This window comes from Marinobacter halodurans (assembly GCF_004327985.1).
Taxonomy (GTDB): domain Bacteria; phylum Pseudomonadota; class Gammaproteobacteria; order Pseudomonadales; family Oleiphilaceae; genus Marinobacter_A; species Marinobacter_A halodurans.
Genome location: NZ_SJDL01000027.1, coordinates 42335 through 65979, shown reverse-complemented (window position 1 = coordinate 65979; position 23645 = coordinate 42335). Strand labels below are relative to the sequence as shown.

21 protein-coding genes are annotated in these 23645 nt (G+C 64.1%); 14 read left to right on the top strand and 7 right to left on the bottom strand.

The features are described 5' to 3' along the window. The first annotated feature begins 189 nt into the window (after positions 1 to 189). The 6 genes from pedF to exaC all read left to right on the top strand — a co-directional run bounded on the left by pedF (position 190) and on the right by exaC (position 7891). Positions 190 to 618: a cytochrome c-550 PedF gene (pedF, locus tag EZI54_RS16075; protein WP_131482902.1), complete on the top strand. Its 429-nt coding sequence runs from the start codon at positions 190 to 192 to the stop codon at positions 616 to 618. A 50-nt stretch (positions 619 to 668) separates the two neighbouring features. Beyond that, positions 669 to 1592: a substrate-binding periplasmic protein gene (locus EZI54_RS16070; RefSeq protein WP_131482901.1), complete on the top strand. Its 924-nt coding sequence runs from the start codon at positions 669 to 671 to the stop codon at positions 1590 to 1592. A gap of 2 nt (positions 1593 to 1594) precedes the next feature. Further along, complete coding sequence (locus EZI54_RS16065) at positions 1595 to 2365, top strand: quinoprotein dehydrogenase-associated SoxYZ-like carrier (protein ID WP_165495773.1); 771 nt, start codon at positions 1595 to 1597, stop codon at positions 2363 to 2365. Then, positions 2362 to 3294, top strand: coding sequence for a quinoprotein relay system zinc metallohydrolase 1 (locus EZI54_RS16060; RefSeq protein ID WP_131482899.1), 933 nt, complete (start codon positions 2362 to 2364; stop codon positions 3292 to 3294). The genes EZI54_RS16065 and EZI54_RS16060 overlap by 4 nt, the downstream gene beginning before the upstream one ends. A 993-nt stretch (positions 3295 to 4287) precedes the next feature. Beyond that, the gene (locus EZI54_RS16055; RefSeq protein ID WP_131482898.1) at positions 4288 to 6066 is read left to right on the top strand and encodes a PQQ-dependent methanol/ethanol family dehydrogenase; all 1779 of its coding nucleotides are present in this window, start codon (positions 4288 to 4290) and stop codon (positions 6064 to 6066) included. Between the two features lie 304 nt (positions 6067 to 6370). Next, complete coding sequence (gene exaC, locus EZI54_RS16050) at positions 6371 to 7891, top strand: acetaldehyde dehydrogenase ExaC (RefSeq protein WP_131482897.1); 1521 nt, start codon at positions 6371 to 6373, stop codon at positions 7889 to 7891. 351 nt (positions 7892 to 8242) lie between these two features. Here the strand turns inward: exaC and EZI54_RS16045 are convergent, their stop codons facing one another. From EZI54_RS16045 to EZI54_RS16015, 7 genes are all read right to left on the bottom strand, one after another. Further along, positions 8243 to 8989: a FadR/GntR family transcriptional regulator gene (locus EZI54_RS16045; RefSeq protein ID WP_131482896.1), complete on the bottom strand. Its 747-nt coding sequence runs from the start codon at positions 8987 to 8989 to the stop codon at positions 8243 to 8245. 62 nt (positions 8990 to 9051) lie between these two features. After that, positions 9052 to 9852, bottom strand: coding sequence for an NAD-dependent epimerase/dehydratase family protein (locus EZI54_RS16040; protein WP_131482895.1), 801 nt, complete (start codon positions 9850 to 9852; stop codon positions 9052 to 9054). 93 nt (positions 9853 to 9945) lie between these two features. Beyond that, positions 9946 to 10809 (bottom strand): amidohydrolase family protein, encoded by an 864-nt coding sequence (locus EZI54_RS16035; protein WP_131482894.1) that lies wholly within the window; start codon positions 10807 to 10809, stop codon positions 9946 to 9948. A 2-nt stretch (positions 10810 to 10811) separates the two neighbouring features. Continuing rightward, positions 10812 to 11948, bottom strand: a complete 1137-nt coding sequence (locus EZI54_RS16030; protein ID WP_131482893.1) for a mandelate racemase/muconate lactonizing enzyme family protein — start codon at positions 11946 to 11948, stop codon at positions 10812 to 10814. A 34-nt stretch (positions 11949 to 11982) separates the two neighbouring features. Next, positions 11983 to 13263 (bottom strand): TRAP transporter large permease, encoded by a 1281-nt coding sequence (locus EZI54_RS16025; protein ID WP_131482892.1) that lies wholly within the window; start codon positions 13261 to 13263, stop codon positions 11983 to 11985. A gap of 4 nt (positions 13264 to 13267) precedes the next feature. Next, positions 13268 to 13804, bottom strand: coding sequence for a TRAP transporter small permease (locus EZI54_RS16020; protein ID WP_131482891.1), 537 nt, complete (start codon positions 13802 to 13804; stop codon positions 13268 to 13270). A 64-nt stretch (positions 13805 to 13868) separates the two neighbouring features. Beyond that, the gene (locus tag EZI54_RS16015; RefSeq protein ID WP_131482890.1) at positions 13869 to 14870 is read right to left on the bottom strand and encodes a TRAP transporter substrate-binding protein; all 1002 of its coding nucleotides are present in this window, start codon (positions 14868 to 14870) and stop codon (positions 13869 to 13871) included. Positions 14871 to 15484: 614 nt separating this feature from the next. On the opposite strand from EZI54_RS16015, the gene pqqA reads away from it, so the two are divergent. The 8 genes from pqqA to EZI54_RS15975 all read left to right on the top strand — a co-directional run bounded on the left by pqqA (position 15485) and on the right by EZI54_RS15975 (position 23551). Beyond that, complete coding sequence (gene pqqA / locus EZI54_RS16010; RefSeq protein ID WP_007153157.1) at positions 15485 to 15556, top strand: pyrroloquinoline quinone precursor peptide PqqA; 72 nt, start codon at positions 15485 to 15487, stop codon at positions 15554 to 15556. 68 nt (positions 15557 to 15624) lie between these two features. Continuing rightward, positions 15625 to 16557, top strand: coding sequence for a pyrroloquinoline quinone biosynthesis protein PqqB (gene pqqB / locus EZI54_RS16005; protein WP_131482889.1), 933 nt, complete (start codon positions 15625 to 15627; stop codon positions 16555 to 16557). Beyond that, positions 16554 to 17312, top strand: a complete 759-nt coding sequence (gene pqqC, locus EZI54_RS16000; protein ID WP_131482888.1) for a pyrroloquinoline-quinone synthase PqqC — start codon at positions 16554 to 16556, stop codon at positions 17310 to 17312. Before pqqB ends, pqqC begins: the two co-directional genes overlap by 4 nt. Next, a complete protein-coding gene (gene pqqD / locus EZI54_RS15995; RefSeq protein WP_131482887.1) occupies positions 17309 to 17575 on the top strand; it encodes a pyrroloquinoline quinone biosynthesis peptide chaperone PqqD in 267 nt (88 codons plus the stop codon). Before pqqC ends, pqqD begins: the two co-directional genes overlap by 4 nt. Next, complete coding sequence (pqqE, locus tag EZI54_RS15990) at positions 17541 to 18695, top strand: pyrroloquinoline quinone biosynthesis protein PqqE (RefSeq protein WP_131482886.1); 1155 nt, start codon at positions 17541 to 17543, stop codon at positions 18693 to 18695. Before pqqD ends, pqqE begins: the two co-directional genes overlap by 35 nt. A gap of 1 nt (position 18696) precedes the next feature. Then, positions 18697 to 20550, top strand: coding sequence for an alpha/beta hydrolase family protein (locus tag EZI54_RS15985; RefSeq protein WP_131482885.1), 1854 nt, complete (start codon positions 18697 to 18699; stop codon positions 20548 to 20550). A gap of 93 nt (positions 20551 to 20643) precedes the next feature. Continuing rightward, positions 20644 to 21807 (top strand): alcohol dehydrogenase-like regulatory protein ErcA, encoded by a 1164-nt coding sequence (ercA, locus tag EZI54_RS15980; protein ID WP_131482884.1) that lies wholly within the window; start codon positions 20644 to 20646, stop codon positions 21805 to 21807. Further along, positions 21791 to 23551 carry a PAS domain-containing hybrid sensor histidine kinase/response regulator gene (locus EZI54_RS15975; protein WP_131482883.1) on the top strand — a complete coding sequence of 587 codons (1761 nt, stop codon included), beginning with the start codon at positions 21791 to 21793 and terminating at the stop codon, positions 23549 to 23551. The genes ercA and EZI54_RS15975 overlap by 17 nt, the downstream gene beginning before the upstream one ends. The last annotated feature ends 94 nt before the right edge of the window (positions 23552 to 23645 follow it).

Genomic DNA, 23645 nt, shown 5'->3' with positions numbered 1-23645 from the left:
AGGTTGTAGAAATCCGCCCGCAGGCCCGATTGGCCGCGGACCGGACCGCTTCGCCTACTACCAAGGAACTAGGCTGAAGGCCCCAAAGTGGCATTCGGTCGTTGCGCACGCCTCCATAGACTGATTCGAGTAGCCGGCGAACCAAGTACAAATCCAGGCCGGCACCGGAAGCAAGAGAGGCTATTGATCATGAATTTCCGTTCTTACCTGAAGACCGCCCTCGCAGCGGGCCTGCTGGCCGGCACCACTCTGGTCATGGCTCACGGCAACGTGACACCCCAGCCTGTCGACACCGGCGATCTGCCCCACCTGGGCGATGATCCGCTGTCCGAAAACCCGTTCCGGGAAGGCAACAAGTACGGCGACAAGCACGACGAGGCCGTTAAGATCGGCAAGGCGGGCTACGCCGGTAACTGCGCCGGTTGCCACGGTATCGAGGCCATGTCCGGTGGCCTGACGCCGGACCTGCGCGAACTGAAGGAATGGGACGACGAGTACTTCATCGGCCGGGTCCGCAACGGCACCGATCGCGGCATGCCGTCGTTCAAGAGCAACCTGGACCAGGAAGCGATGTGGGCGATTAAAACGTACGTGGAATCTCTGCCAAAACCCGAGTAAGTCGGTAGGCATTGTGAGTGCTGACTTCGTTGGGTCGTGAAGGAGGGCGTATGGTCGCTGTTCGGTATCTTGCCGTTCTCGCGCTGCTGGTTCTGACCGGTCCGGCGCTGGCGGAGTCCGTGCTGGACCGTCCGCCGGATCGCACCTACGACAAGGTGATCGAGTCCGGTTACCTGCGGGTGGGCGTGTACGAGAACTTCCCGCCGTATTCCTTCGTGCAGGATGGCCAGCCCGCCGGCGTCGATGTGGACGTGGGCCGGGCCATTGCCAAAAAGCTGGGCGTGGATTTCCAGGTGCACTGGATCACCCCGGACGAGACCCTGCAGGACGACCTGCGCAACAACGTCTGGAAGGGCCATTACCTGGCCAAGCGCCGCATCGCCGATGTGATGATGCGCGTGCCCTACGACACCGACTACGCCTACATGACCGAGTCCACCGGGGAGATGGTCAACGAGGAAGTGGTGATGTTCGGCCCCTACCAGAAGGAACAGTGGCAGATCGCCTACGACCCCAACGACCTGGAGGCCGTGCAGACGGTGGCGGTGTTCCAGTACAACCCGATCGGCGTCGAGATCGACAGCCTGCCGGATTTCTACCTGAGCTCCGCCTTCCGCGGCCGCATGCGCAACCAGACCCATCACTACCACAGCATTGGCGAGGCGTTCGACGCCATGGTGGCGAACGAGGTATCGGCGATCATGGGCATGCGGGCGGAAGTCGACTACCTGTTGGCGACCGATCCGGACCACCGCTTCAAACTGGCCGAGAATGGCTTCCCCGGTATCGCCAAGCAGCAGTGGGATGTGGGCATGGCGGTGAAGAGTTCCCACCGGCAGCTCAAGTACGCCATCGAGGCGGCAGCCGACAAGATGGTGCGCGATGGCGAGATGAAGGCCATCTATGAGCACTACGGGCTGCGCTACGGCCTCCCGGCCTATTACGAGGAAGTGCTGGGGCAGGCGGAGGAATGACCATGCTGCGTCACGCATTGCTGCTGGCGGGGGCGCTTGCCAGTACCGGCCTGGCGGCGTACCCGAAAGACCCCTACGGCTCGCCCATGTGGGACTACAACCTGGAGCGCTACCTGGGGGAAAAGGCCGAGGTGGTACTGGACGATCGCGTGAACCTGGAAGTGCCGCCGTTTGCCGAGGACTCGTCCCAGGTGCCGCTGACGGTGGACCTGTCGGGGTTCGACGCGCCAGTGCAGAAAGTCATCACCTGGGTGGATCTCAACCCCATCCCTCATCTGTTCACCTACGTGCCGCAAACCCGGGTGACGGTGGTCTCGCTGAACTTCCGCGTGCAGCAGGCCACGACCGTGCGCGCAGCGGTGCAGGACGAGTCCGGCGTCTGGCACGTGGGCAGCGCCCATGTGGATGCGGCCGGCGGCGGGTGTACCGCGCCGAGCCAGGCGTCGTCCGACCCCAATTGGGAAGAGCACTTCGGCCAGATCCGCGGTGGCGCGTTTTCACCGGCCAACCAGTCGCGGCTGAAGGTCTATGTAAGGCACCCGATGGACTCGGGCATGGTGGGCAACATCCCCGCCTTCCACATCGAGACGCTGGAAATCCGCGACACGGCTGGCGGGCAGGACGAGCCCCTGCTGAAGATGACCCTCTCGGAGTCCGCAGCGGAGAATCCGATGTTCGTGTTCGAACTGCCGGACGCGCCGCCCCAGTACGAGGTGTGGATGCGCGACAACAACGGCAACCAGTTCCAGCGGCAGGTCGGGGAGGCGTTATGACGCGGTGGTGTCTGATCCTGCTGGCGGTGATGGCGCTGCCGGCCCAGGCGGCGTTGCGCTATCACCTGGAGCCGAAGCAGATCGCCCCCGATACCTGGATGGTGGAGGGCAAGACCGAGAATTTCTCGAAGGAGAACGGCGGCAACATCGTCAATACGGCGTTCATCGTCACCGACGCCGGCGTGGTGGTGATCGACACGGGCCCCTCGCTGCAATACGGCGATGCGCTGCACGACGCGATCCGCAAGATCACCGACCAGCCCGTCACCCACGTGCTGATCACCCACCATCATCCGGACCACGCCTTCGGCAACCAGGCTTTCCCGGAGCGGAGCCTGTCGGCGCTGCCCGAGACCACGGCGCTGCTGGAACGGGATGGCGAAGCCTTCTCCGACAACATGTACCGCATGATCGGCGACTGGATGCGCGGTACCCAGGTGGTGCTGCCCACGCAAGAGCTGGCGCCGGGTCCGCTGATAGTCGGCAATCACACTTTCCAGCTCTGGGGCTTCACCGGGCACACCGGAGCCGACCTGGTGATCCTCGACAAGACCACCGGCACGCTGTTCGCCGGCGACATGGTGTTCTACAACCGCGCCATCACCACGCCCCAGTCGCCGGGGCTGGACACCTGGCAGCAGGAGCTGGATCTGCTGGCGGAGATTCCCTTCGAGCGCCTGGTGCCTGGCCATGGCCCGATGGTTACCGACGACCGCGCCTTTCGGCAGATGCACGCCTACATGACCTGGCTGGACGCCCTGTTCAAGAGCAGCGCCAACCGGGGGCTGACGGCGAATGAAGTCATGCGCACACCGATTCCCGGGCGCTTTGACTCGATTGCCGAGGCGTCGTATGAGTTGATCCGATCGACGACGCATCTGTATCCGCGGTATGAGCAGGCGGCGTTGAGGATGTTGCCGGAAGAATAGGTTAACCGGTGTCCTGCGGTTCGCCCTGATCCCGTGGGACACCCATTGAGGCGGGAATCCGTCACGTTATGCCCGGCCTGTTCCGGGCTTTTTTGTGTCTGGAGGTTGTGGTTCCAATGTAGCCGACGCTTTAGCTTCGGAGGGCCCGGCAGGGCCCCGGGCGGGTGACATCGGGTGGTCCGGTACTCGCTCGTGCCTGAAAAGGCCGCCCTGCGGACGGCTCCGAAGCTGAAGCATCGGCTACATTTTGCTCCTGCTTTCCAGGCGCCGCGTCAGGATGGCTATGAGGGTTGGGGGAGTCATTCCTGTGTAGCCGACGCTTCAGCTTCGGAGGGCCCGGCAGGGCCCCGGGCGGGTGACGCCGGGTAGTCCGGTATTCGCTCGTGCCTGAAAAGGCCGCCCTGCGGACGGCTCCGAAGCTAAAGCATCGGCTACATTTTGCTCCTGCTTTCCAGGCGCCGCGTCAGGATGGCTATGCGGGTTGGGGGAGTCATTCCTGTGTAGCCGACGCTTCAGCTTCGGAGGGCCCGGCAGGGCCCCGGATGGGTGACGCCGGGTGGTCCGGTACTCGCTCGTGCCTGAAAAGGCCGCCCTGCGGACGGCTCCGAAGCTGAAGCATCGGCTACATTTTGCTCCTGCGTCCCAGGTGCCTCGTGAGGATGGCTATGAGGGTTGGGGGAGTCATTCCTGTGTAGCCGACGCTTCAGCTTCGGAGGGCCCGCCAGGGCCCCAGGCGGGTGACGCCGGGTAGTCCGGTATTCGCTCGTGCCGGAAAGGGCCGCCCTGCGGTCGGCTCCGAAGCTGAAGCGTCGGCTACATTGGGGCTGCGTCCCCGGGGATGATTCAGCCGGGTCTTACTACCAAGTGATGAGATAACTTGGTCTGCGGGTCAATTGTTGCACAGGTTGCCAAATCCAAGAATGTCAGGAGAGGCGGGAAACGTTCCCGGTTCGTTGCTGAATCTGACAACAAGAGTAATGGGAGAGCGCAACCATGTATGCAACACGATTCGGAAAACAGTTTGCCGCCAGTGCGCTGGCGCTGGCTGTTTCATGGAGTGTCCAGGCCGCCGGCGTCACCGACGACGACCTGCTCAAGGACCAGGACACGGTCGACGATGTGGTGACTTACGGCATGGGTCTGCAGGGCCAGCGTTACAGCCCGATGAACGACCTGTCCACCGAGAACGTCAAGCAGCTGCAGCCGGTGTGGGCGTTCTCCTTCGGCGGTGAGAAGCAGCGCGGCCAGGAATCCCAGCCGCTGGTGAAAGACGGCGTGATGTACGTCTCCGCCTCCTATTCCCGCGTATACGCCATCGACGCCAAGACCGGCGAGGAAATCTGGCAGTACGACGCCCGCCTGCCGGACGGCATCATGCCCTGCTGTGACGTGGTCAACCGGGGTGTGGCCCTGTACGGCGACAAGGTGATCTTCGGCACGCTGGACGCCAAGCTGGTCGCCCTGAACAAGGACACCGGCAAGGTAGTCTGGATCAAGAAAGTGGCCGACTACCAGGCCGGTTACTCCATCACCGCGGCGCCGATCATCGTCAAGGGCAAGCTGATCACCGGCGTGTCCGGCGGTGAGTTCGGTATCGTCGGCAAGGTCGAAGCCTACGACCCGAACACCGGCGAAATCCTGTGGACCCGCCCGACCGTGGAAGGTCACATGGGCTACGTCTACAAGGACGGCAAGAAGATCGAGAACGGCATCTCCGGCGGCGCGCCCGGCAAGACCTGGCCCGGTGACATGTGGAAGAACGGCGGCGCCGCGACCTGGCTCGGCGGCACCTACGATCCGGAAACCGACAGCCTGTTCTTCGGCACCGGTAACCCGGCCCCGTGGAACTCGCACCTGCGTCCGGGCGACAACCTGTTCTCCTCCTCCCGTCTGGCGATCGACCCGGACGACGGCAGCATCAAGTGGCACTTCCAGACCACTCCGCACGACGGCTGGGACTATGACGGCGTCAACGAGCTGGTCTCCTTCGACCTGAAGGAAAACGGTAAGACCATCAAGGCCGCCGCCACCGCCGACCGGAACGGCTTCATGTACGTGCTGAACCGGGAGAACGGCGACTTCATCCGCGGCTTCCCGTTCGTGGACAAGATCACCTGGGCCAAGGGCCTGGATGAGAACGGTCGTCCGATCTACGCCGAAAACGGTCGCCCGGGCGATCCGGCGGACATGAAGGGCGAGAAGGGCAAGGTGGTCGTGGCCCAGCCGGCCTTCCTCGGCGGCAAGAACTGGATGCCGGTCGCCTATAACCCGAACACCGAGCTGTTCTACGTGCCGTCCAACGAGTGGTCCATGGACATCTGGAACGAGCCGGTGTCCTACAAGAAGGGCGCGGCCTACCTGGGTGCCGGGTTCACCATCAAACCGGCCCACGATGACTACATTGGCGTGCTGCGGGCAATGGATCCGAAGACCGGCAAGGAAGTCTGGCGCTACGAGAACACCGCGCCGCTGTGGGGTGGTGTCATGACCACCGCCGGCAACCTGGTGTTCACCGGCACGCCGGAAGGCTACTTCAAGGCGTTTGACGCCCGCACCGGCAAGGAACTGTACAAGTTCAACACCGGTACCGGCATCGTCGGCACGCCGATCACCTGGAAGATGGGCGGCGAGCAGTACGTCTCCATCACCACCGGCTGGGGCGGCGCGGTCCCACTGTGGGGCGGCGAGGTCGCCAAGGTGGTGAAGGATTTCAACCAGGGCGGTACCGTGTGGACTTTCAAACTGCCGAACGACAACGTGGCCAGCCGCTGACCTATCGCGGTGGCCGGTGACCCTCCCTGGTACACGGGTCCTTAACGACCCGTAATGAAGCCAGGGGTGGCCGCCAGGCCACGTATGCCGGGGCTTGGGCCCGGCGCTTACAAAAAGGGTTCCGATGGAGCCCTTTTTTATTTGAACTTATGCCGATTTTTTCCTACTACCAAATAACGAGATGGACGCATCGAAGGGACCATTTCGCAGCCAACAGGTGGTAGCTAGAGTGAAATCGTAGACGCAGGACCGCCCCTTGCGGTCCATGAGCAGTCGCGGCCATATAACAAGAGAGGTCACCATCATGATTTACGCTCAACCTGGTAAGGAAGGCTCCGTCGTCTCCTTTAAATCCCGCTACGAAAACTACATCGGTGGCGAATGGGTCGCGCCGGTGAAAGGGCAGTATTTCGAGAACATCACCCCGGTTACCGGTGATGTGATCTGTGAAATCCCGCGTTCCACCGCGGAAGACATCGACCTGGCACTGGATGCCGCCCACAAGGCCGCGCCGGCCTGGGGCCAGACCTCGGCCACCGAGCGTTCCAACATCCTGCTGAAGATTGCCGACCGCCTCGAGCAGAACGTCGAGCTGCTGGCCGTGGCGGAAACCTGGGACAACGGCAAGGCGGTCCGCGAGACCCTGAATGCCGACATCCCGCTGGCGGTGGATCACTTCCGCTATTTCGCCGGCTGCATCCGTGCCCAGGAAGGCCATATGGGCGAGATCGACGGCAACACCATTGCCTACCATTTCCACGAGCCGCTGGGCGTTGTCGGCCAGATCATCCCCTGGAACTTCCCGATCCTGATGGCCGCCTGGAAGCTGGCGCCGTGCCTGGCCGCCGGTAACTGCACCGTACTCAAGCCGGCCGAGCAGACCCCGGCCTCCATCCTGGTCGTGATGGAACTGATCGGCGACCTGCTGCCGCCGGGCGTGGTCAACATCGTCAACGGCTTCGGCAGCGAAGCCGGTCAGGCCCTGGCCACCAGCAAGCGCATCGCCAAGATCGCGTTCACCGGCTCCACGCCGGTCGGCTCGCACATCATGAAGTGCGCCGCCGAGAACATCATTCCGTCCACGGTCGAGCTGGGCGGCAAGTCGCCGAACATCTACTTCTCCGACATCATGCAGGCCGAGCCGGAGTTCATCGACAAGTGCGTCGAGGGTGTGGTGCTGGCGTTCTTCAACCAGGGCGAAGTGTGCACCTGTCCGTCCCGGGCGCTGGTCCAGGAAGACATCTACGACGAGTTCATGGCCAAGGTCATCGAGCGCACCAAGTCCATCAAGCGCGGTAATCCGCTGGATACCGACGTACAGGTGGGTGCCCAGGCCAGTAAGGAACAGTTCGACAAGATCATGTCCTACCTGGAAATCGGCAAGCAGGAAGGCGCCGAAGTGTTGACCGGCGGCGGCAAGGAAGAGCTGGATGTCGAGTTCAACAACGGCTTCTACATCCAGCCGACCCTGTTCAAGGGCGACAACAAGATGCGTGTCTTCCAGGAAGAGATCTTCGGCCCGGTTGTTGGCGTCACCACCTTCAAGGACGAAGCGGAAGCGCTGGCGATTGCCAATGACACCGAGTTCGGTCTGGGCGCCGGCGTGTGGACCCGCGACACCAACCGCCAGTACCGGATGGGCCGCGGCATCCAGGCCGGTCGGGTGTGGATGAACTGCTACCATGCCTACCCGGCGGGTGCGGCCTTCGGCGGCTACAAGAAATCCGGTGTTGGCCGTGAGACCCACAAACTGGCGCTTGAACACTATCAGCAAACCAAGAACATGCTGATCAGCTACGACACCAACCCGCTGGGCTTCTTCTGAGGCCTTGCGAGACCCGAACTGGCTGAGAAGTCAGTAGACGAGGCGAGGTGACACAGGGAGGTGTCAACTGGTAACGGTCCGGCCCTCCGAACGGACCCAAACAGATTGCGTCTGTGTCCTCCTGCCATTGTTTGCGGCCCCGTTTGGGGCCGCTTTTTTATGGGCTTCCCAATGGCTTACCGGAACAATGTAGCCGACGCTTCAGCTTCGGAGGCGCCGTCAGGCGCCTGGTTTCTGGCATTGAGCTCCGGGGGCGATTGGCAGGCTGGCGCCTGCTCCGAAGCTGAAGCGTCGGCTACATTTAACGCCGGTTCCTTCAGTCAAGTAGGTTGGGCTGCCCTGTGTTGTTACCTAAGACTCCTGAAAGGTCGCGTACATATTCCGGGCCCGGTTCAGGTGCTGATACATCATCTCGCGGGCCGCTTCGCCGTCGCGGGCGAGGATGGCTTCGAGCACATCGGCGTGCTCGTCTTCAACACGGGCCAGGTATTTGTGGGTGGCCGAGGTGTTGATCTCGATGCTCATCAGCTTGGCCCGGGGGATGATGCCGTGGCTCAGTTGTTCGTAGAACGACTGGAAGAAGGGGTTGTGGGTGGCTGCGGCAATGGCGCAGTGGAACTCGAAATCCTCGTTGCGTGCCTGGCCGTCGCGGGCCCGGGCCTGCATGAAAGCGGCGTGCTTTTCCCGCAGGATGCGCTTGTCCTCGTCGGTATGACGCCGCGCCGCCAACTCGGCGGCGGCCGGCTCGAGGTTCAGGCGCAGTTCGAGCACGTGCAGGATGTCGTCAACCGTGGTCGGGCGGATCCGGTTGGCGGGCATGGCCTCCGGTGCGGTGTTGCGCAATACCGTGGAGCCCACGCCACGGCGGGTCTCGACGAGCCCCAGCGACTTGAGATGAGCCACCGCTTCGCGGACCACCGTCCGGCTCACCCCGAAGGACTCGCACAGGCCGCTTTCCGTGGGCAGCTTCTCGCCGACAGGGATCCTGCCGGTGACGATCAGCGTCTCGAGCTGGTCCGCCACATACATCGAGAGACTGCCTTCCCGTGAAACGCGCTGGACGTTCAACCCCTTCGTTTCGTCGTTGGTGCCTGCCATATCGGGTTCCACTGCTTCTCGGGATTGATTGTGGCCCGCCCACCCGGACAGGCCACCTGCGTTCACTGATCGTCGGGATGTCCGGCCGTCACGAACTTGCCGCCCTGATAGAGGACGGACGGATCGTGAGGGTCACTCGGCCCCTCCTGCGCTTCGACTTCGGCCCGCCAGGGCTCTGAGCTGTCCTGCGGCGCCCAACCGAGAAACGCCGACTTGCTGTTGTCCCACCACTGCTCGGTGTTCGCCGAGGCGCCGTAGACGACGGTGCAGCCCAGCTTGGGGGTCACGAAGGCGCGCTGCATCAGGCGCATGAAGTCGTCGACGCTCAGCCAGGTGGCCATCATCCGCGCGTCCTTTGGTTCAGGGAAGCACGAGCCGATGCGCACGCTGAGGGTTTCGACATCGAATTTGTGGAAATACAGGCTCGCCAGATCCTCGCCGAAGCATTTGGACAGGCCGTACAGGGAGTCGGGCCGGCGCGGCACTTCCGTATCCAGTCGCGCGGTGCGCGGGTAGTAGCCGATGGTGTGGTTGGAGCTGGCGAATACGATGCGCGGTTTGCCCAGGTTCCGGGCCGCTTCGTAGAGGTTGTAGGCGCCGATGATATTGGCCTGGAGGATGTCGCTCCAGGGCTGTTCCACCGACACGCCGCCCAGGTGAATGATGCCGTCGCAACCTTTCACCAGCTCGTTAACCGCCTGGGCGTCGGCCAGATCGCAGGGCATCCGTTCCTCGTGTGCGGCGGCCTCGCCGAGGTCGGCGATGTCCGACAGGCGGACGGTTTCTGCCAACGTCTGCAGGTGCGGGCGAATTGCGCGGCCCACACCGCCGGCCGCGCCGGTCACCAAGAGTCGTTTGAGCATGATGGTCTCCTTCTCTGGCGGCCAGCCCGCGTGGCGAGCTGGTCTCGCTTGGATGATGGTTGGGCCCCGGAGCGATCCGGAGGCGTTCTCGATTCAGAAGCCGTACAGCACCGCCGGGTTGTCCACCAGGATCTTCTGGCGCACCTCGGGGCTGGCCCATCTAAGCAGCACGTCGAGCTGGTCGGCGTCATTGGGGTACTGTTTGCGGGGCACGCCCACATGCGGCCAGTTGGTGCCCCAGATGATGCGCTCGGGGGCATGGGCGATAACCCGTTGGGCGATGGCCCCGATGTCCGCGTACTCGGGGCCGCCGGTTCGGCTGGCCTCGTAGCCGGCGCAGATCTTGAACCAGGCGTTGCCGCGATCGAGCAGCCGCAGGATCTCATCGACCCGGGCGTCGTCCGCCGGCACCGGCGGCATGAACTTCCCGATGTGGTCGATGATGTACCTGCCTTCGATGCGCTTGAGGTTATCGAGGTAATCGTCCAGTTGGCAGCCGTTGAACTGCACCATCAGGTGCCAGCCCAGCGGGCGGATGCGCCGCTCGACGGCCAGCATGTCGTCGTTGGTGACCGCGCCGCCCGGCAGGTTCATGATGCGTGTCCCGCGGATGCCCTGGTCGTGCCAGGCCTGCAGGTCGCTGTCCGGTGTTTCCGGCGTTACCGCAGCCACACCGCGGGCGGTCTCGGTACCCAACTGGTCGAGCGCGGCCAGCAGGGCGCTGTTGTCGCGCTGGTAGGCATTGGGCTGGGTGACCACCACCCGTTCGAGCGACAGCCACCGCTGGAGCTGGCGGTAGTTCTCGACCGTGGCCAGCTCGGGAATCTTCGGGCCGCCCGGCTGGGCGTCGTAGCCCGGCAGGTACAGATGAATGTGGCAGTCCGTAGCCCCGGGCGGCGCCTTTAGCATCGGCGCCGGTCCGTCGAGCGGGCGGGTGTTGGCGGGAATCTCTGACACGCTCAGGTCTCCTTCAAAGCGAATTGGCGCAACGCGTCACGGTTGATCTCGATGCCCAGGCCCGGGCCGTCCGGAATCTGGACGACGCCCTGGTTGTGTTCGATGGGCGTTTGAACCACGGCCTGGCGGAACGGGTTTTTGGTGCGATCGAATTCCATGATCGGCTCGATGGGCTTGCGACGCGGCGGGTTGGGCGGCAGCGCGGCCATCACCTGCAGGCTGGCGGCCAGGCACACCGCCGTGCCCCACACGTGTGGCACCAGGCGCACGCCGAATAGGGCCGCCATGTCGACCACCCGGCGCATTTCCGAGAACCCACCCACGCCGCACACGTCGGGCTGGGCAATGTCCACCGCACGGGTGGAAAGCGGTTCGAGCATGGCGTAGCGGCCGTGCCAGTTCTCGCCGCTGGCGACGGGGATGGGCTGGCCCTCGCGCACCGCGCGGTAGGTGGATATCTGCTCGGGCAGCACCGGTTCCTCGAACCAGTCGATGCGGTATTGTTCGGCCCGCTTGCCCACTTCCAGTGCTTCCAGCAGGTCGTAGCCGTGGTTGGCGTCGATCATCAGCCGGCGGTCGGGGCCGATGGCTTCCCGCGCGGCGGCAATCGAGCGCAGGTCCTCTTCCACGTCGAAGCCGATCTTGATCTTCACCCCGTGGAAGCCCTCGCGGGCGTAGCCGGCCACTTCGTCGGCCACGTCCTGGACCCGGTCGACACCCTCGCGGCGGAACGAGCCGGTGGCGTAGGCCTGCACGCCCTCGCGGAAACGCCCGCCCAGCAGTTCACTGACCGGCGCGCCGTAGTGCTTGCCCTTGATGTCCCACAGGGCGATATCGATCCCGCTCAGGGCAGTGACGGTCAGCCCGCGCTGGCCCTGGTCGCGCAGGCGGTTGTAGAGGTCGAGCCAGAGTTTTTCGGTTTCCAGCGGATTGCGGCCGATCAGGGCAGCGGCGTAGAGCTCGACGACCGCCGCATTGGCCTTTGCCGGACCCAGGCATTCGCCCCAGCCCACGGTGCCGTTGTCGCAGACCACTTCCACCAGGCAGTGCTGGCGCCGTTCGAAGCGCATCGAAGCGCTCTCGAACGCCTGTTCGAGTTTATAGTCGAGGATGTGCGTGTGTATCTTTTCAATCTTCATGTCGGATCGCCCATGACGGGGTAAACGAAAGTCATCACTGGAGGAAGCCGGGCAGCGTCATCGAGATCGCCGGCACGTAGGTCACCAGCATCAGCACCACGAACAGCGCCAGGTAGAACGGCCAGATGGTGCGCACCGCGTGCTCGATCTTGATCTTGCCGATCACGCTGCCGACGAACAGGCAGGAGCCCACCGGCGGCGTGCACAGGCCCAGCCCCAGGTTCATCATCATGATGATGCCGAACTGGATCGGGTCCATGCCAAACTGCGTTGCCACCGGCAGGAAGATCGGCGTGCAGATCAGGATCAGCGCCGCCATGTCCATGATCATCCCCAGACCCAGCAGCAACAGGTTGAGCAGCAGCAGGATGACGTAGGGGTTGTCGGAAATGCCCAGCAGCGTATCGGTCAGCAGTTGCGGCACGCTGTACAGCGCCAGCAGGTAGGAGAAGGCCGACGCGCAACCCACCAGGATCATCACCAGCGAGGTGGTGCGCACGGCCTGGTAGACCGCCCGCTTGAACGGCTCCCAGCGCAGCTCGCGATAGACCAGCCCGGTCACGACGATGGCGTAGATGGCGCCGAAGGCGCCGGACTCGGTCACCGTCAGGATGCCCGACAGCACGCCGCCGACAATGATCACCGCGGTCAGCAGCCCGGGCAGGGCGGCGGCGAAGCTGACGATCAGCGCCTGCCAGCCGGGGAATTCTTCGCCCTGGTAACCGCGCTTGACCGCCACCACATAGGCCGCTACCGCCAGGGCCAGGCACATCAGCACGCCCGGCACGATGCCGGCGATGAACAGTTGGGTGATGGAGATACCACCACCGGCCGCCACGGCGTAGAGGATCATGTTGTGGCTGGGCGGAATCACCACGCCGGCGATCGAGGAGGTGACGGTGACGTTGACCGCGTAATCGGCGTCGTAGCCTTTTTCCTTCATGACCGGGATAAGGATCGAGCCCAGCGCCGAGGTATCGGCCACGGCCGAGCCGGAGATACCGCCGAACAGCATGGACGAACTCACGTTCACCATGCCCAGGCCGCCCCGCACGCGGCCCACGGCCGCCGACGCCAGGCGCACCAGTCGCGTGGAAATACCGCCGTGGAGCATCAGCTCGCCAGCGAAGATAAAGAAGGGAATGGCCAGCAGCGAAAACACCGAAATGCCGGACAGGATGCGTTGAAAAGCCACGAACAGGGGCAGGCCTTCATAGAGGAAGGCACCGACGGCCGCCAGACCGACCGCAAACGCCACCGGCGCGCCAACGATCAGGCCGAGAAAGAACAGTCCGAACAGGATCTCGAGTCCCATGGGATCACACCTCCTTTAACTTCAGCAGGCGCTGAACGATGTTGACGCAGGAAAACAGGACCATCAGAACGCCGCAGATCACCAGTGGCGCCGCACGCCAGCTCTCGGAAATACCGATCATCGGGACGGGGCGGCTGAGGTTTTCCATCACCAGATACCACCCCTGCCAAGCCATGAAACCACCGAAGCAGGTGACAAACAGATCGGAGACATAGCGCATGATGTTGCGCGGGATGCGCGGCAAAGCCTCGCGGACGAAGTCGATGCTCAGGTGGCTGTTGTTGCGCACGCCGGCCGCGGCGCCGAGACAGGTGATGTAGACGACGATCACCAGGGACGACTGTTCGACCCAGGTGGGCGTGTCGTTGAGGACATAGCGGCCGAACACCAGCCAGCCGAAGGTGATGATCAGGAACACCATCAGGACACCGGCCACGATGATGCAGAGATGGGCGATGCCATCCAGCGTTCGGTCGAACAGCGTCGGCTGCGGCGTTGCTTCGGCCACCTGGTCGTGGAGTTGATCGGGATAGGAACTCACGGTAGCTCTTCCTTCATGAAACGCCGGGGCCACACAGGCCCCGGGCGTTCATGGATAATGGTGGTTATTGTGCAGCCTGGATGTCCTTGACCAGCGACTCGAGCTGCGGATTCTGCTTGATGAACTCGTCGTAGATGGGCTGCATTTTGGCCTGGAAGGCGGCCTTGTCATCCACTTCGTTGATCTTCACGCCGGAAGCCAGGACCTTTTCCTTGCTCTTCTCGACGCGCTCCTGCCAGAGTTTCCGCTGTTCCGTGGCTGCATGCTCAGCCGCCGCCCGGACTGCCTTCTGGTCCTGCTCGCTGAGGGCATCCCAACTGGACTTGGCCACGCACAGGCACTCCGGCAGGATCAGGTGCTGGGTCAGCGAGTAGTACTTGGCGACTTCATAATGGCCGCTGGACTCGTAGGACGGGTAGTTGTTCTCCGCCCCGTCGATCACGCCCGTCTTCAGCGCCTGGTATACCTCACCATAGGCCATGGGTGTGGCGTTGCCGCCCAGGTTATCGATCATTTCCACGTACAGGTCGTTGTTCATCACCCGGGCCTTGATGCCCTTCACGTCCGCAGGCGTTCTGATCGGATGTTCGGTGTTGTAGAGACTGCGGGCGCCGGAGCCGAACCAGGACAGGGCGATGAGGTTCTTCTCGGCCAGGGCATCGGCGAGGCGCTGGCCGATCTCGCCGTTCATGATCCGGTACATGTCATCGACGCTCTTGAAGATAAACGGCAGCGAGAGGACGTTGGTCGCCGGAACGATCGGCCCCATCGGGCCCATGTTGAAGTTGGCGAAGTCCAGCGCACCGCTGCGCGTCTGCTCGATGGCATCCGGCTGATCGCCCAGGACGGCGTTGTCATAGACCTTGGGCTCGACGCGCCCATCGGTGGTCTTGGCGACCTCCTTGGCAAAGCTCTGCAACGCCACGCTGTTCGGGTAGCCCGGCGGATGGATGTTCCAGCCCCGCCATTGTTCGGCCTGGACGGGCAGGGCCATGGCGGCGAGAGCGCCGGCGATGGCGGTGATTTTCAGACAACCGGTGACAGAAAAGCGCTTTCTTGTTTGCATGAGGTGGCTCCTGTTGGATCGTTTGATGGGGCGTTATAACGGGTGGGCAGTATCGATCGGTATCGGGGTGCTGCTGCCCTTCCGGAATGGGCATGACAAGGGGTGGCCGAATGGCCCCAGCGGGCCATCGCCGACTGCTTGAATGACATCGCTTTGAGAGACGCTCACGGGGTGCCCCTGGTTCAGTTTCTTGTTCTTGACGTTTGGTTGTATGGCTGGATGGATTCGTGCCGTGGCCAACAGAATGCCATTTATTTGTCATACATCATACAATTAGAAATTAGAGACTCATCCCTGCGAGCGCAATATCGACGATGGTCGATAAGACCAAGGTCTTATGCGTCGGGTCCGGTGGCCTGAAACAGGCGCCCCAGCATGGCTTCAGCGCCGGATCTGAGGGCGTCGGGCGAGGGTTCTGCGTGAAAACAGGGGGCGCTGTCGGCAGCAGCTGGTTAGCCGGAGCCCCGCTTTCCTGGATGACCTGATTGGCCGTGCCCAAAAGAGTCATTCCCGGCCCCGAAAATTCCTTCCAAAGTACCATATGGCCCCCTCTGGACTCGCCCTAGACTGGATTTGTGGTTTCCATTTACTGACGACAACAAGAGGTAAAGGTTATGTGGACCAAGCCCGCTTACGAGGATCTGCGCATCGGTTTTGAAGTCACCATGTACTTCGCCAACCGGTAAGGTCGAGTTTGAACCAGTAACACAGCGGCCGGCCCCGGTGCCGGTCGTTGGCGTTTTGGAGGTCCCCCATGCAGATCCATGTCCTGGGTTCCGCCGCTGGCGGGGGCTTCCCGCAGTGGAACTGTAATTGCCCCAATTGCGACGGTGTCCGTAACGGCACCCTCAATGCCTTCCCCCGAACCCAGTCGTCGATCGCGATCAGCGAGGATGGCGAGCGCTGGATCCTGTGCAACGCGTCGCCGGACATCCGTGCCCAGCTGGCGGCTTTCCCACCCATGCAACCGGCCCGGACGGTGCGGGATACCGGCATTGCCGCGGTCCTGTTGATGGACAGCCAGATCGATCACACCACCGGGCTGCTGACCCTGCGTGAGGGTTGTCCGCTGGATGTCTGGTGTACCCCGGAAGTCCACGAGGACCTGTCCACCGGCTTCCCGCTGTTCACCATGCTCAAGCACTGGAACGGGGGGCTCAACTGGCACGAAATGCCCTGTGGCGCGGACACGGCGTTTACGGTTCCGGCCGCGCCCTCCCTGCGGATTACCGCACTGCCGCTGCTGAGCAACGCGCCGCCGTACTCGCCGCGCCGGGGAAAGACGATCCCGGGGGACAACGTGGGCCTGTTTATCGAGGAGCAGACCAGCGGCAACACGGTACTCTACGCACCCGGGCTCGGACAGCCGGACGAGGCGCTGAAAGCCTGGATGCGCCGGGCCGATGTGCTGCTGGTGGACGGCACGGTGTGGACCGACGATGAAATGCGGAAGCGCGAGGTTGGCACCAAGACCGGTCAGGAGATGGGCCACCTGGCCCAGAGTGGCCCGGGCGGGATGATCGAACTGCTCGACAGTATGCCCGCGCGGCGCAAAATACTGATCCATATCAACAACACCAATCCCATCCTGGACGAAGATTCTCCGGAGCGAGCCGAGTTGGAGCAGCACGGTATCGAAGTCGCCTGGGATGGCATGCATCTGGATTTGACGGGGCCATCCCTATGAGTGGACATCATGCGGTTCTCGACCGTGCAGCCTTTGAACAGGCGTTGCGGGCCAAGGGCCAGTACTACCATATCCACCATCCCTACCATCGCGCTATGTACGCGGGGGAATGCACCCGTGAGCAGATCCAGGGCTGGGTGGCGAATCGCTATTACTACCAGGTCAACATCCCGCGCAAGGATGCGGCGATCATGGCCAACTGCCCGGATGCGGACGTGCGCCGCCTGTGGCTGCAGCGGGTGTTGGACCACGATGGCGATGGCCGAGAGCCGGGCGGCATCGAGGCTTGGCTGAGCCTGGCCGAGGCGGTGGGGCTGGGTCGCGAGGAAGTGATCGACCAGCGCCACGTGCTGCCGGGTGTGCGCTTCGCGGTGGACGCCTACTATAACTTCGCCCGCCGGGCGAGTTGGCAGGAGGCGGCCTGTTCGTCGCTGACCGAACTGTTCGCGCCGGAGATCCACCAGTCCCGGCTGGACAGCTGGCCACAGCATTACCCGTGGATCGACGATTCCGGCTACCGCTATTTCCGCAAGCGCCTGGGCGAGGCCCGCCGCGACGTGGAACACGGCCTGACCATCACCCTGGATCATTTCAACACGCCGGCCCTGCAAACCCGGGCGCTGGAAATCCTCCAATTCAAGCTGGATATCCTATGGACCATCCTGGATGCGCTGACCATGGCCTATGTGCACCACACGCCACCGTTTCATACCGTGACCGACGCCCGGGTGTGGCATCGGGGACTCAACGTATGAACACGCAGGTACCGCGCTTGCGTCCGGGCTTTCGCTTCCAGTGGGAGCCGGCCCAGCAGGCTCATGTGTTGCTGTATCCGGAAGGAATGGTCAAGCTCAACACCAGTGCCGGTGCTATCCTTGAAGCAATAGACGGCCAGCGCTCGGTGGCTGAGATCATCGCCGCGCTGGAAGCCCGCTTCCCGGATGCCGGCCCACTGGCCAATGACATCTGCGACTTCCTGGAGGATGCCCGTGAGCGCCACTGGATCATCCTTGAATAACCCGCGTCCCGGGCCGCCCTTGTGGCTGCTGGCGGAGCTGACCTACCGCTGCCCGCTGCAGTGTCCGTATTGCTCCAACCCGCTGGACTTTGCCGAGACCCGGGACGAACTGGATACCGAAAGCTGGTTCCGGGTGTTGCGTGAGGCCCGGGAGATGGGCGCGGCCCAGTTGGGCTTTTCCGGCGGCGAGCCGCTGGTCCGGCCGGACCTGCCGGAGCTGATCGCCGAGGCGCGCCGGCTGGGCTACTACACCAACCTGATCACCTCCGGTATCGGTCTCACCGAGGCCAAGGTGGCGCAATTCCGCGAGGCGGGGCTGGACCATATCCAGGTGAGCTTCCAGGCCTCCGACCCGGAACTGAACGACGCCGTCGCCGGTTCGAAGAAGGCCTTCCGCAACAAACTGGCCATGGCCCGCGCGGTCCACGAGGCCGGTTATCCCATGGTGCTCAACTTCGTCATCCACCGCCACAACATCCACCAGATGGACGACATCATCCGCCTGTGCGAGGAGTTGGGGGCCGACTTCGTGGAGCTGGCCACCTGCCAGTATTACGGCTGGGCGTTCGAGAACCGGGAAGGGCTGATGCCGTCGGCGGATCAACTTGCCACGGCCGAGACCAAGGTCAACGCGCACCGTGAGCGTTTGGCGGCCGCCGGTTCGGCGATGAAGCTGATTTTCGTGACCCCGGATTACTACGAGGAGCGCCCCAAGGCCTGCATGAACGGGTGGGGCAGCCTGTTCCTGACGGTGGCGCCGGACGGCACCGCGCTGCCATGTCACAGCGCCCGCATCCTGCCCATCGAGTTTCCCAGCGTGCGGGATCAGTCGGTGTCCTCCATCTGGTACGACAGCCCGGGTTTCAACCGTTACCGGGGCGACGCCTGGATGCCGGAGCCCTGTCGCTCCTGCGATGAGAAAGACAAGGACTTTGGCGGCTGCCGCTGCCAGGCTTACCTCCTCACCGGCGACGCCGACAACGCCGATCCGGTGTGCGGCAAATCCCCTCATCATGATCGCGTCCTGGCGGCGCGACGGGCGGCCGATCATGCCACGGCGCCGCTCGCTGAACTGACCTACCGCAACGCCAGGAATTCGCGCGTTTTCGCCAAGGCCTGACATGACGGCTTCACCGCTATCGGCCCGGGCAGCGGTGGCGGCCTATGCCCAGCGGGACAACCTGCGCGTGGTGGACGATGGGGTCTACTGGCTGGAATCGGATCCGGACTCCGGCCAGACCCGCTTGATGTGCTGGCGCGAGGGCGAGGCGCGGCAACTGACGCCGGACGACCTGAGTGTGCGCAGTCAGGTGAACGGCTACGGCGGTGGCGCCTTCTGCGTGCTGGACGATACGGTTTACCTGGTCAATGGCGGCGATCAGCAGATCCACGCTCTCGACAGCCGAAGCGGCGCCCTGCGGTCACTGACGAACCTGCCCGATTCGCGCCATGGGGGGCTGGTGGCGGACCCGGTCCGTGGGCGGGTGCTGGCCGTGCGCGAGCATCTGGATAACGGCTATGGCGTGGGCCAGACCCTCGTCTCCATCGATGTCGGAAATGGCCAGGCCATCACGCTGGCGGGTCGGGAGCGTGGTCCCGACAACCTGGGCTGCCCGGTGCTGTCGGCCGACGCGACGGCCATGGCCTGGGTGGAGTGGCGCCTACCCGCCATGCCCTGGGAACAGACGCGGCTTCGCCGGGCCGTACTGGATACCGATGGTGCGATCCTGGCCACCGAGGACTGCTCGATGGCCATTCCGGCGGCGATACAGCAACCCTGCTTTGTCGACCAGGCCCTCTATGCCCTGTCCGATCATGCCGGCTGGTGGCAGGCCTACCGGATCGACGATTTCGGGCGCTGGATTTCCCTGTCCCTGGACAACGTGGATGGCGCCAATGCGCCCTGGCAATTGGATGAGCGTCACTATGCCTGGCTGGGGAACAACCGCTGGGTCCGGGTCTGTTTCGAGCAGGGGCTGCCGGGGCTGGTGATCGTGGACGAGCATGGGCGCAGGGTGCGGCGCCTGGCGGAGCATTACACGGATTTCCGGGCGGTCCAGGGTGCCGGCGGCAGGGTCCATGTGATTGCGCGCAGTGTCGATGCGCTGGATAGCGTCCTGCGCATCGATCCCGAATCCGGCGCCATCGAGATCCTCGCCGGCGGCGAGCATACGGCCGCCTGCCAGGCCATGGTGCCGCCGGAGCCGTTTTCCTTCCGGGCCCGGGATGACCAGTCGGTGTTCGGCTTCCTCTACCGGCCGGCCGGAGGACCCGGGCGCCCGCCGGTGGTGATGCGGGTCCACGGGGGGCCCACATCCGCCGCCTATCCGGTGTTCGATCCACAGGTGGCGTTCTGGACCTCCCACGGTTTTGCGGTGGCGGATGTGAACTACCGGGGCAGCAGCGGGTACGGCCGGGCTTTCCGGATGTCGTTGCAGGGCCAGTGGGGCAAGGCGGACGTCGAGGACATCGGCGATGCCGTGGCGCACCTGGATCGGCAGCAGGCCATCGACGGCCGCCGGGCGTTCGTCACCGGGCGCAGTGCCGGTGGCTTCACCGTGCTTAACGCCCTGGTCCACACGGACACGTTTCTCGCTGGCGCCAGCCTGTTCGGCGTGAGCGACCCGGAGTCGCTGCGCGACATGACGCACCGCTTCGAGTCCGGCTACCTGGACTGGCTGCTGGGGGATCCGCAGGTGTCGCTGACGACCTGGCAGCAGCGTACGCCGCTGTTCTGGGCCGACCGCATCCGCAGCCCGGTGATCTTCTTCCAGGGCGAGCAGGACACGGTGGTGGTACCGGAGCAGACCGACACCATGGCCCATGTCCTGCGCCGTTGCGGGGTGCCGGTGGAGGTGGTCCGCTTTACCGACGAAGGCCACGGATTCCGGCGGGCGGAAAACCAGGCGCAGGTGCTGGACCGGACGCTGGCGTTCTTTCGTGGGCGCCTGGACGCCAATGAAGTGGACCCGTGACGGCGGCAGCAGAGTGGACTGAGTTCCGTTAGAATGGAGGCACCGGCGCACACGATCGCCGGCGCAACACAATAATAACGAGATCGACCCGATATGGCTCACGATGTAACCAACCTGCGCAAGTTCGTCTCCCCGGAAATCGTCTTTGGTGCCGGCTCACGCAAGGCCGTGGCCAATTTCGCCAGCAACTTCGGCGCCCGCAAGGTGTTCCTGGTGTCCGACCCCGGTGTGGCCAGGGCCGGCTGGGTGGCGGAAATCCAGACCCTGCTCAGCGAAGCCGGAATTGAACACGACACCTTCACCGGCGTATCGGCCAACCCCCGGGTGGAGGAGGTGATGGCCGGCGCGGAACAGTACAAGTCTGCCGGTTGTGACGTGATCATCGCCATTGGCGGCGGCAGCCCGATGGACTGTGCCAAGGGCGTCGGCATTGTCAGTGCCCACGGCCGCAGTATCCTGGAATTTGAAGGGGTGGACCGGATCACTATCCCATCACCGCCGCTGATCCTGATTCCCACGACCGCCGGCACATCGGCGGACGTGTCCCAGTTTGCGATCATTTCCGACCCCAACCGGCGCTTCAAGTTTTCCATCATCTCCAAGTCGGTGGTGCCGGACGTGTCGCTGATCGATCCGGAAGTGACCCAGACCATGGACCCGTTCCTGACCGCCTGTACCGGCGTGGATGCGATGGTGCATGCCATCGAGGCGTTCGTGTCCACCGGCAGCGGGCCGCTTACCGATGCCCACGCGCTGGAGGCGATCCGCCTGATCAACACCCATCTGGAGCCGCTGATCGCCAACCCGTCAGACGCCCAGTTGCGCGAGCAGATCATGTTGGGCTCGATGCAGGCGGGACTGGCGTTCTCCAACGCCATCCTCGGGGCGGTGCACGCCATGTCCCACAGCCTGGGCGGCTTCCTCGACCTGCCGCACGGGCTGTGCAACGCGATGCTGCTGGACCACGTCGTGGCCTTCAATTTCTCCGCCTGTGAGGACCGCTTCCGGCGCATTACCGAGACCATGGGCATCGACACCCGTGGCATGACGCCGCCGACCGTGCGCAAGCACCTCCTGACCCGGATCGCCGAGCTGAAGCAGCACGTGGGCCTGGAGAAGCGGCTGGCGGAACTGGGCGTGCGTACCAGCGACATTCCGTCGCTCTCCGGCTACGCCATGCAGGATCCCTGTATCGTCACCAATCCGCGTAAGTCGACCCAGCGGGACGTCGAAGTGGTGTATGAAGAAGCCCTCTGATACCGAAACCCCGGCCCCGGATTCCGACGGCCATTACAACGTCGAGGACCTGCTGGGACTGGGCAGTCATTCCGCCCGCAAGAGCCACTACCCGGCCCTGCTGGAGCGGATCGCCGAGCTGGAGGCGGAACGCAACCGCTACAAGTGGCTGTTCGATAACGCCCTGCACGGCATCTTCCAGGGGGACCTGCGCGGTGGCCTGCTGTCCTGCAATCCGGCCATGGCCCAGATGTGTGGTTACGAGTCGCCCGGCGAGCTGGTCCAGTCCATCGTCCGTCTGCGCGAACAGCTGTTCTGCAGTGTCCGCGATTTTGACCATGTGCGCCTGAGCCTGTTGTCGGAAGGTCAGGTGCGGGCTCGCGAGTTGAGTCTACTGCGCCGCGATGGCCAGGCGGTGGACGTGGCGCTGACGTTGCTGCGCCGGCCCGATCTGGGGCCGGAGGTGGTGGAGGCCTTTGTGGCCGACATCACTGAGCGCCAACAGGCCCGTCGGCGCCTGGAAGAGCTGAACCAGGAGCTGGAGGCCCGGGTGAAGGACCGCACCCGCGAGCTGCGCGAGGCCAACACCGGCCTGCGTCGCGAGATCGAGGAGCGGGAGAAGATCGAGCGGGAGCTGGTGGTGGCGATCCAGTCGGCGGAAGAGGCCAACCGCAGCAAGGACAAGTATCTCGCCGCCGCCAGTCACGACCTGTTGCAGCCCCTGAATGCGGCACGCCTGCTGGTGTCCACATTGCAGGACCGGCCATTGCCGGCGGAGGAGAGCGGGCTCATCAACCGGGTTCACCGGGCGCTGGAAGGCGCCGAGGACCTGCTCGCCGACCTGCTGGATATCTCCAAACTGGACCAGCAGGCCATCAAGCCGGACCTGACCTACGTCGATGTCGATGACCTGATCGGCGGCCTGGCGGGCGAGTTCGAGCCGGTGGCGGAGAACGCCGGCCTGCGGCTGCAGGTGCGCTCGCGACCGGGCATCGTCCACACCGACGCCCGCATGATGACCCGCATCCTGCGCAACCTGCTGACCAATGCCTTCCGTTACACCGAGACGGGTGGCGTGTTTCTTAACGTCCGGCCGCGCGGCGGTGAGTTGCACCTGGAGGTCTGGGACAGCGGGGTCGGTATTCCGGCCGACCGGCTTGAGGACATCTTCCGCGAATTCCACCAGCTCTCGGCGCCGCATACCGGCGGGCGCAAGGGGGTCGGGCTGGGGTTGGCCATTGTCGACCGCATGGTGCGCATGCTCGGTCACCGCATCGAGGTGACGTCGCGGCCGGGCGTGGGCTCGCGCTTCACCGTCATCGTGCCGCAGGCGGCAGCGTCCCAGGGACAGCCGCCCGCCCGTGCGGCCGCCCTGGCGATGGAACCGCATTCGCTGGCCGGTCGCCGGGTGCTCGTGATCGACAACGAACCGGAGATCCTGGTGAGCATGCGGGCGCTGCTGGAGCAATGGGGCTGCGACGTCCAGACGGCCGAGAATGCGGAGATGGCGGTGGCGATGCAGCAGGCGGACAGCATCGCCCCCGAGGCGGTGCTGGCGGACTACCACCTCAACGACGAACGAACCGGCTGCGAGGCCATCTACACCCTGCGGCGCCATCTCCAGCGGGACGTGCCGGCGGCGATCATCACCGCGGACCGCAGCGATGCCTGTCGCCGTTTCCTGAAAACCCAGTATTTTCCGGTGCTTAACAAACCGGTCAAGCCCAACCGGTTGCGGGCGCTGCTCACCAGCCTGTTGTCATGAGCCGCCATTGCGGCCTGGCCCGCGATGACGGCAAACTGTCATCACTGACGCACGGATTCCTGTCTACACTTCTGGAATAAGACGGTCGCCGGCA

Coding starts and splice junctions, on each gene's coding strand:
- pedF (WP_131482902.1), top strand. CDS start 190: ATGAATTTCCGTTCTTACCTGAAGACCGCCCTCGCAGCGGGCCTGCTG.
- EZI54_RS16070 (WP_131482901.1), top strand. CDS start 669: ATGGTCGCTGTTCGGTATCTTGCCGTTCTCGCGCTGCTGGTTCTGACC.
- EZI54_RS16065 (WP_165495773.1), top strand. CDS start 1,595: ATGCTGCGTCACGCATTGCTGCTGGCGGGGGCGCTTGCCAGTACCGGC.
- EZI54_RS16060 (WP_131482899.1), top strand. CDS start 2,362: ATGACGCGGTGGTGTCTGATCCTGCTGGCGGTGATGGCGCTGCCGGCC.
- EZI54_RS16055 (WP_131482898.1), top strand. CDS start 4,288: ATGTATGCAACACGATTCGGAAAACAGTTTGCCGCCAGTGCGCTGGCG.
- exaC (WP_131482897.1), top strand. CDS start 6,371: ATGATTTACGCTCAACCTGGTAAGGAAGGCTCCGTCGTCTCCTTTAAA.
- EZI54_RS16045 (WP_131482896.1), bottom strand. CDS start 8,989: ATGGCAGGCACCAACGACGAAACGAAGGGGTTGAACGTCCAGCGCGTT.
- EZI54_RS16040 (WP_131482895.1), bottom strand. CDS start 9,852: ATGCTCAAACGACTCTTGGTGACCGGCGCGGCCGGCGGTGTGGGCCGC.
- EZI54_RS16030 (WP_131482893.1), bottom strand. CDS start 11,948: ATGAAGATTGAAAAGATACACACGCACATCCTCGACTATAAACTCGAA.
- EZI54_RS16025 (WP_131482892.1), bottom strand. CDS start 13,263: ATGGGACTCGAGATCCTGTTCGGACTGTTCTTTCTCGGCCTGATCGTT.
- EZI54_RS16015 (WP_131482890.1), bottom strand. CDS start 14,870: ATGCAAACAAGAAAGCGCTTTTCTGTCACCGGTTGTCTGAAAATCACC.
- pqqB (WP_131482889.1), top strand. CDS start 15,625: ATGCAGATCCATGTCCTGGGTTCCGCCGCTGGCGGGGGCTTCCCGCAG.
- pqqC (WP_131482888.1), top strand. CDS start 16,554: ATGAGTGGACATCATGCGGTTCTCGACCGTGCAGCCTTTGAACAGGCG.
- pqqD (WP_131482887.1), top strand. CDS start 17,309: ATGAACACGCAGGTACCGCGCTTGCGTCCGGGCTTTCGCTTCCAGTGG.
- pqqE (WP_131482886.1), top strand. CDS start 17,541: ATGCCCGTGAGCGCCACTGGATCATCCTTGAATAACCCGCGTCCCGGG.
- EZI54_RS15985 (WP_131482885.1), top strand. CDS start 18,697: ATGACGGCTTCACCGCTATCGGCCCGGGCAGCGGTGGCGGCCTATGCC.
- ercA (WP_131482884.1), top strand. CDS start 20,644: ATGGCTCACGATGTAACCAACCTGCGCAAGTTCGTCTCCCCGGAAATC.
- EZI54_RS15975 (WP_131482883.1), top strand. CDS start 21,791: ATGAAGAAGCCCTCTGATACCGAAACCCCGGCCCCGGATTCCGACGGC.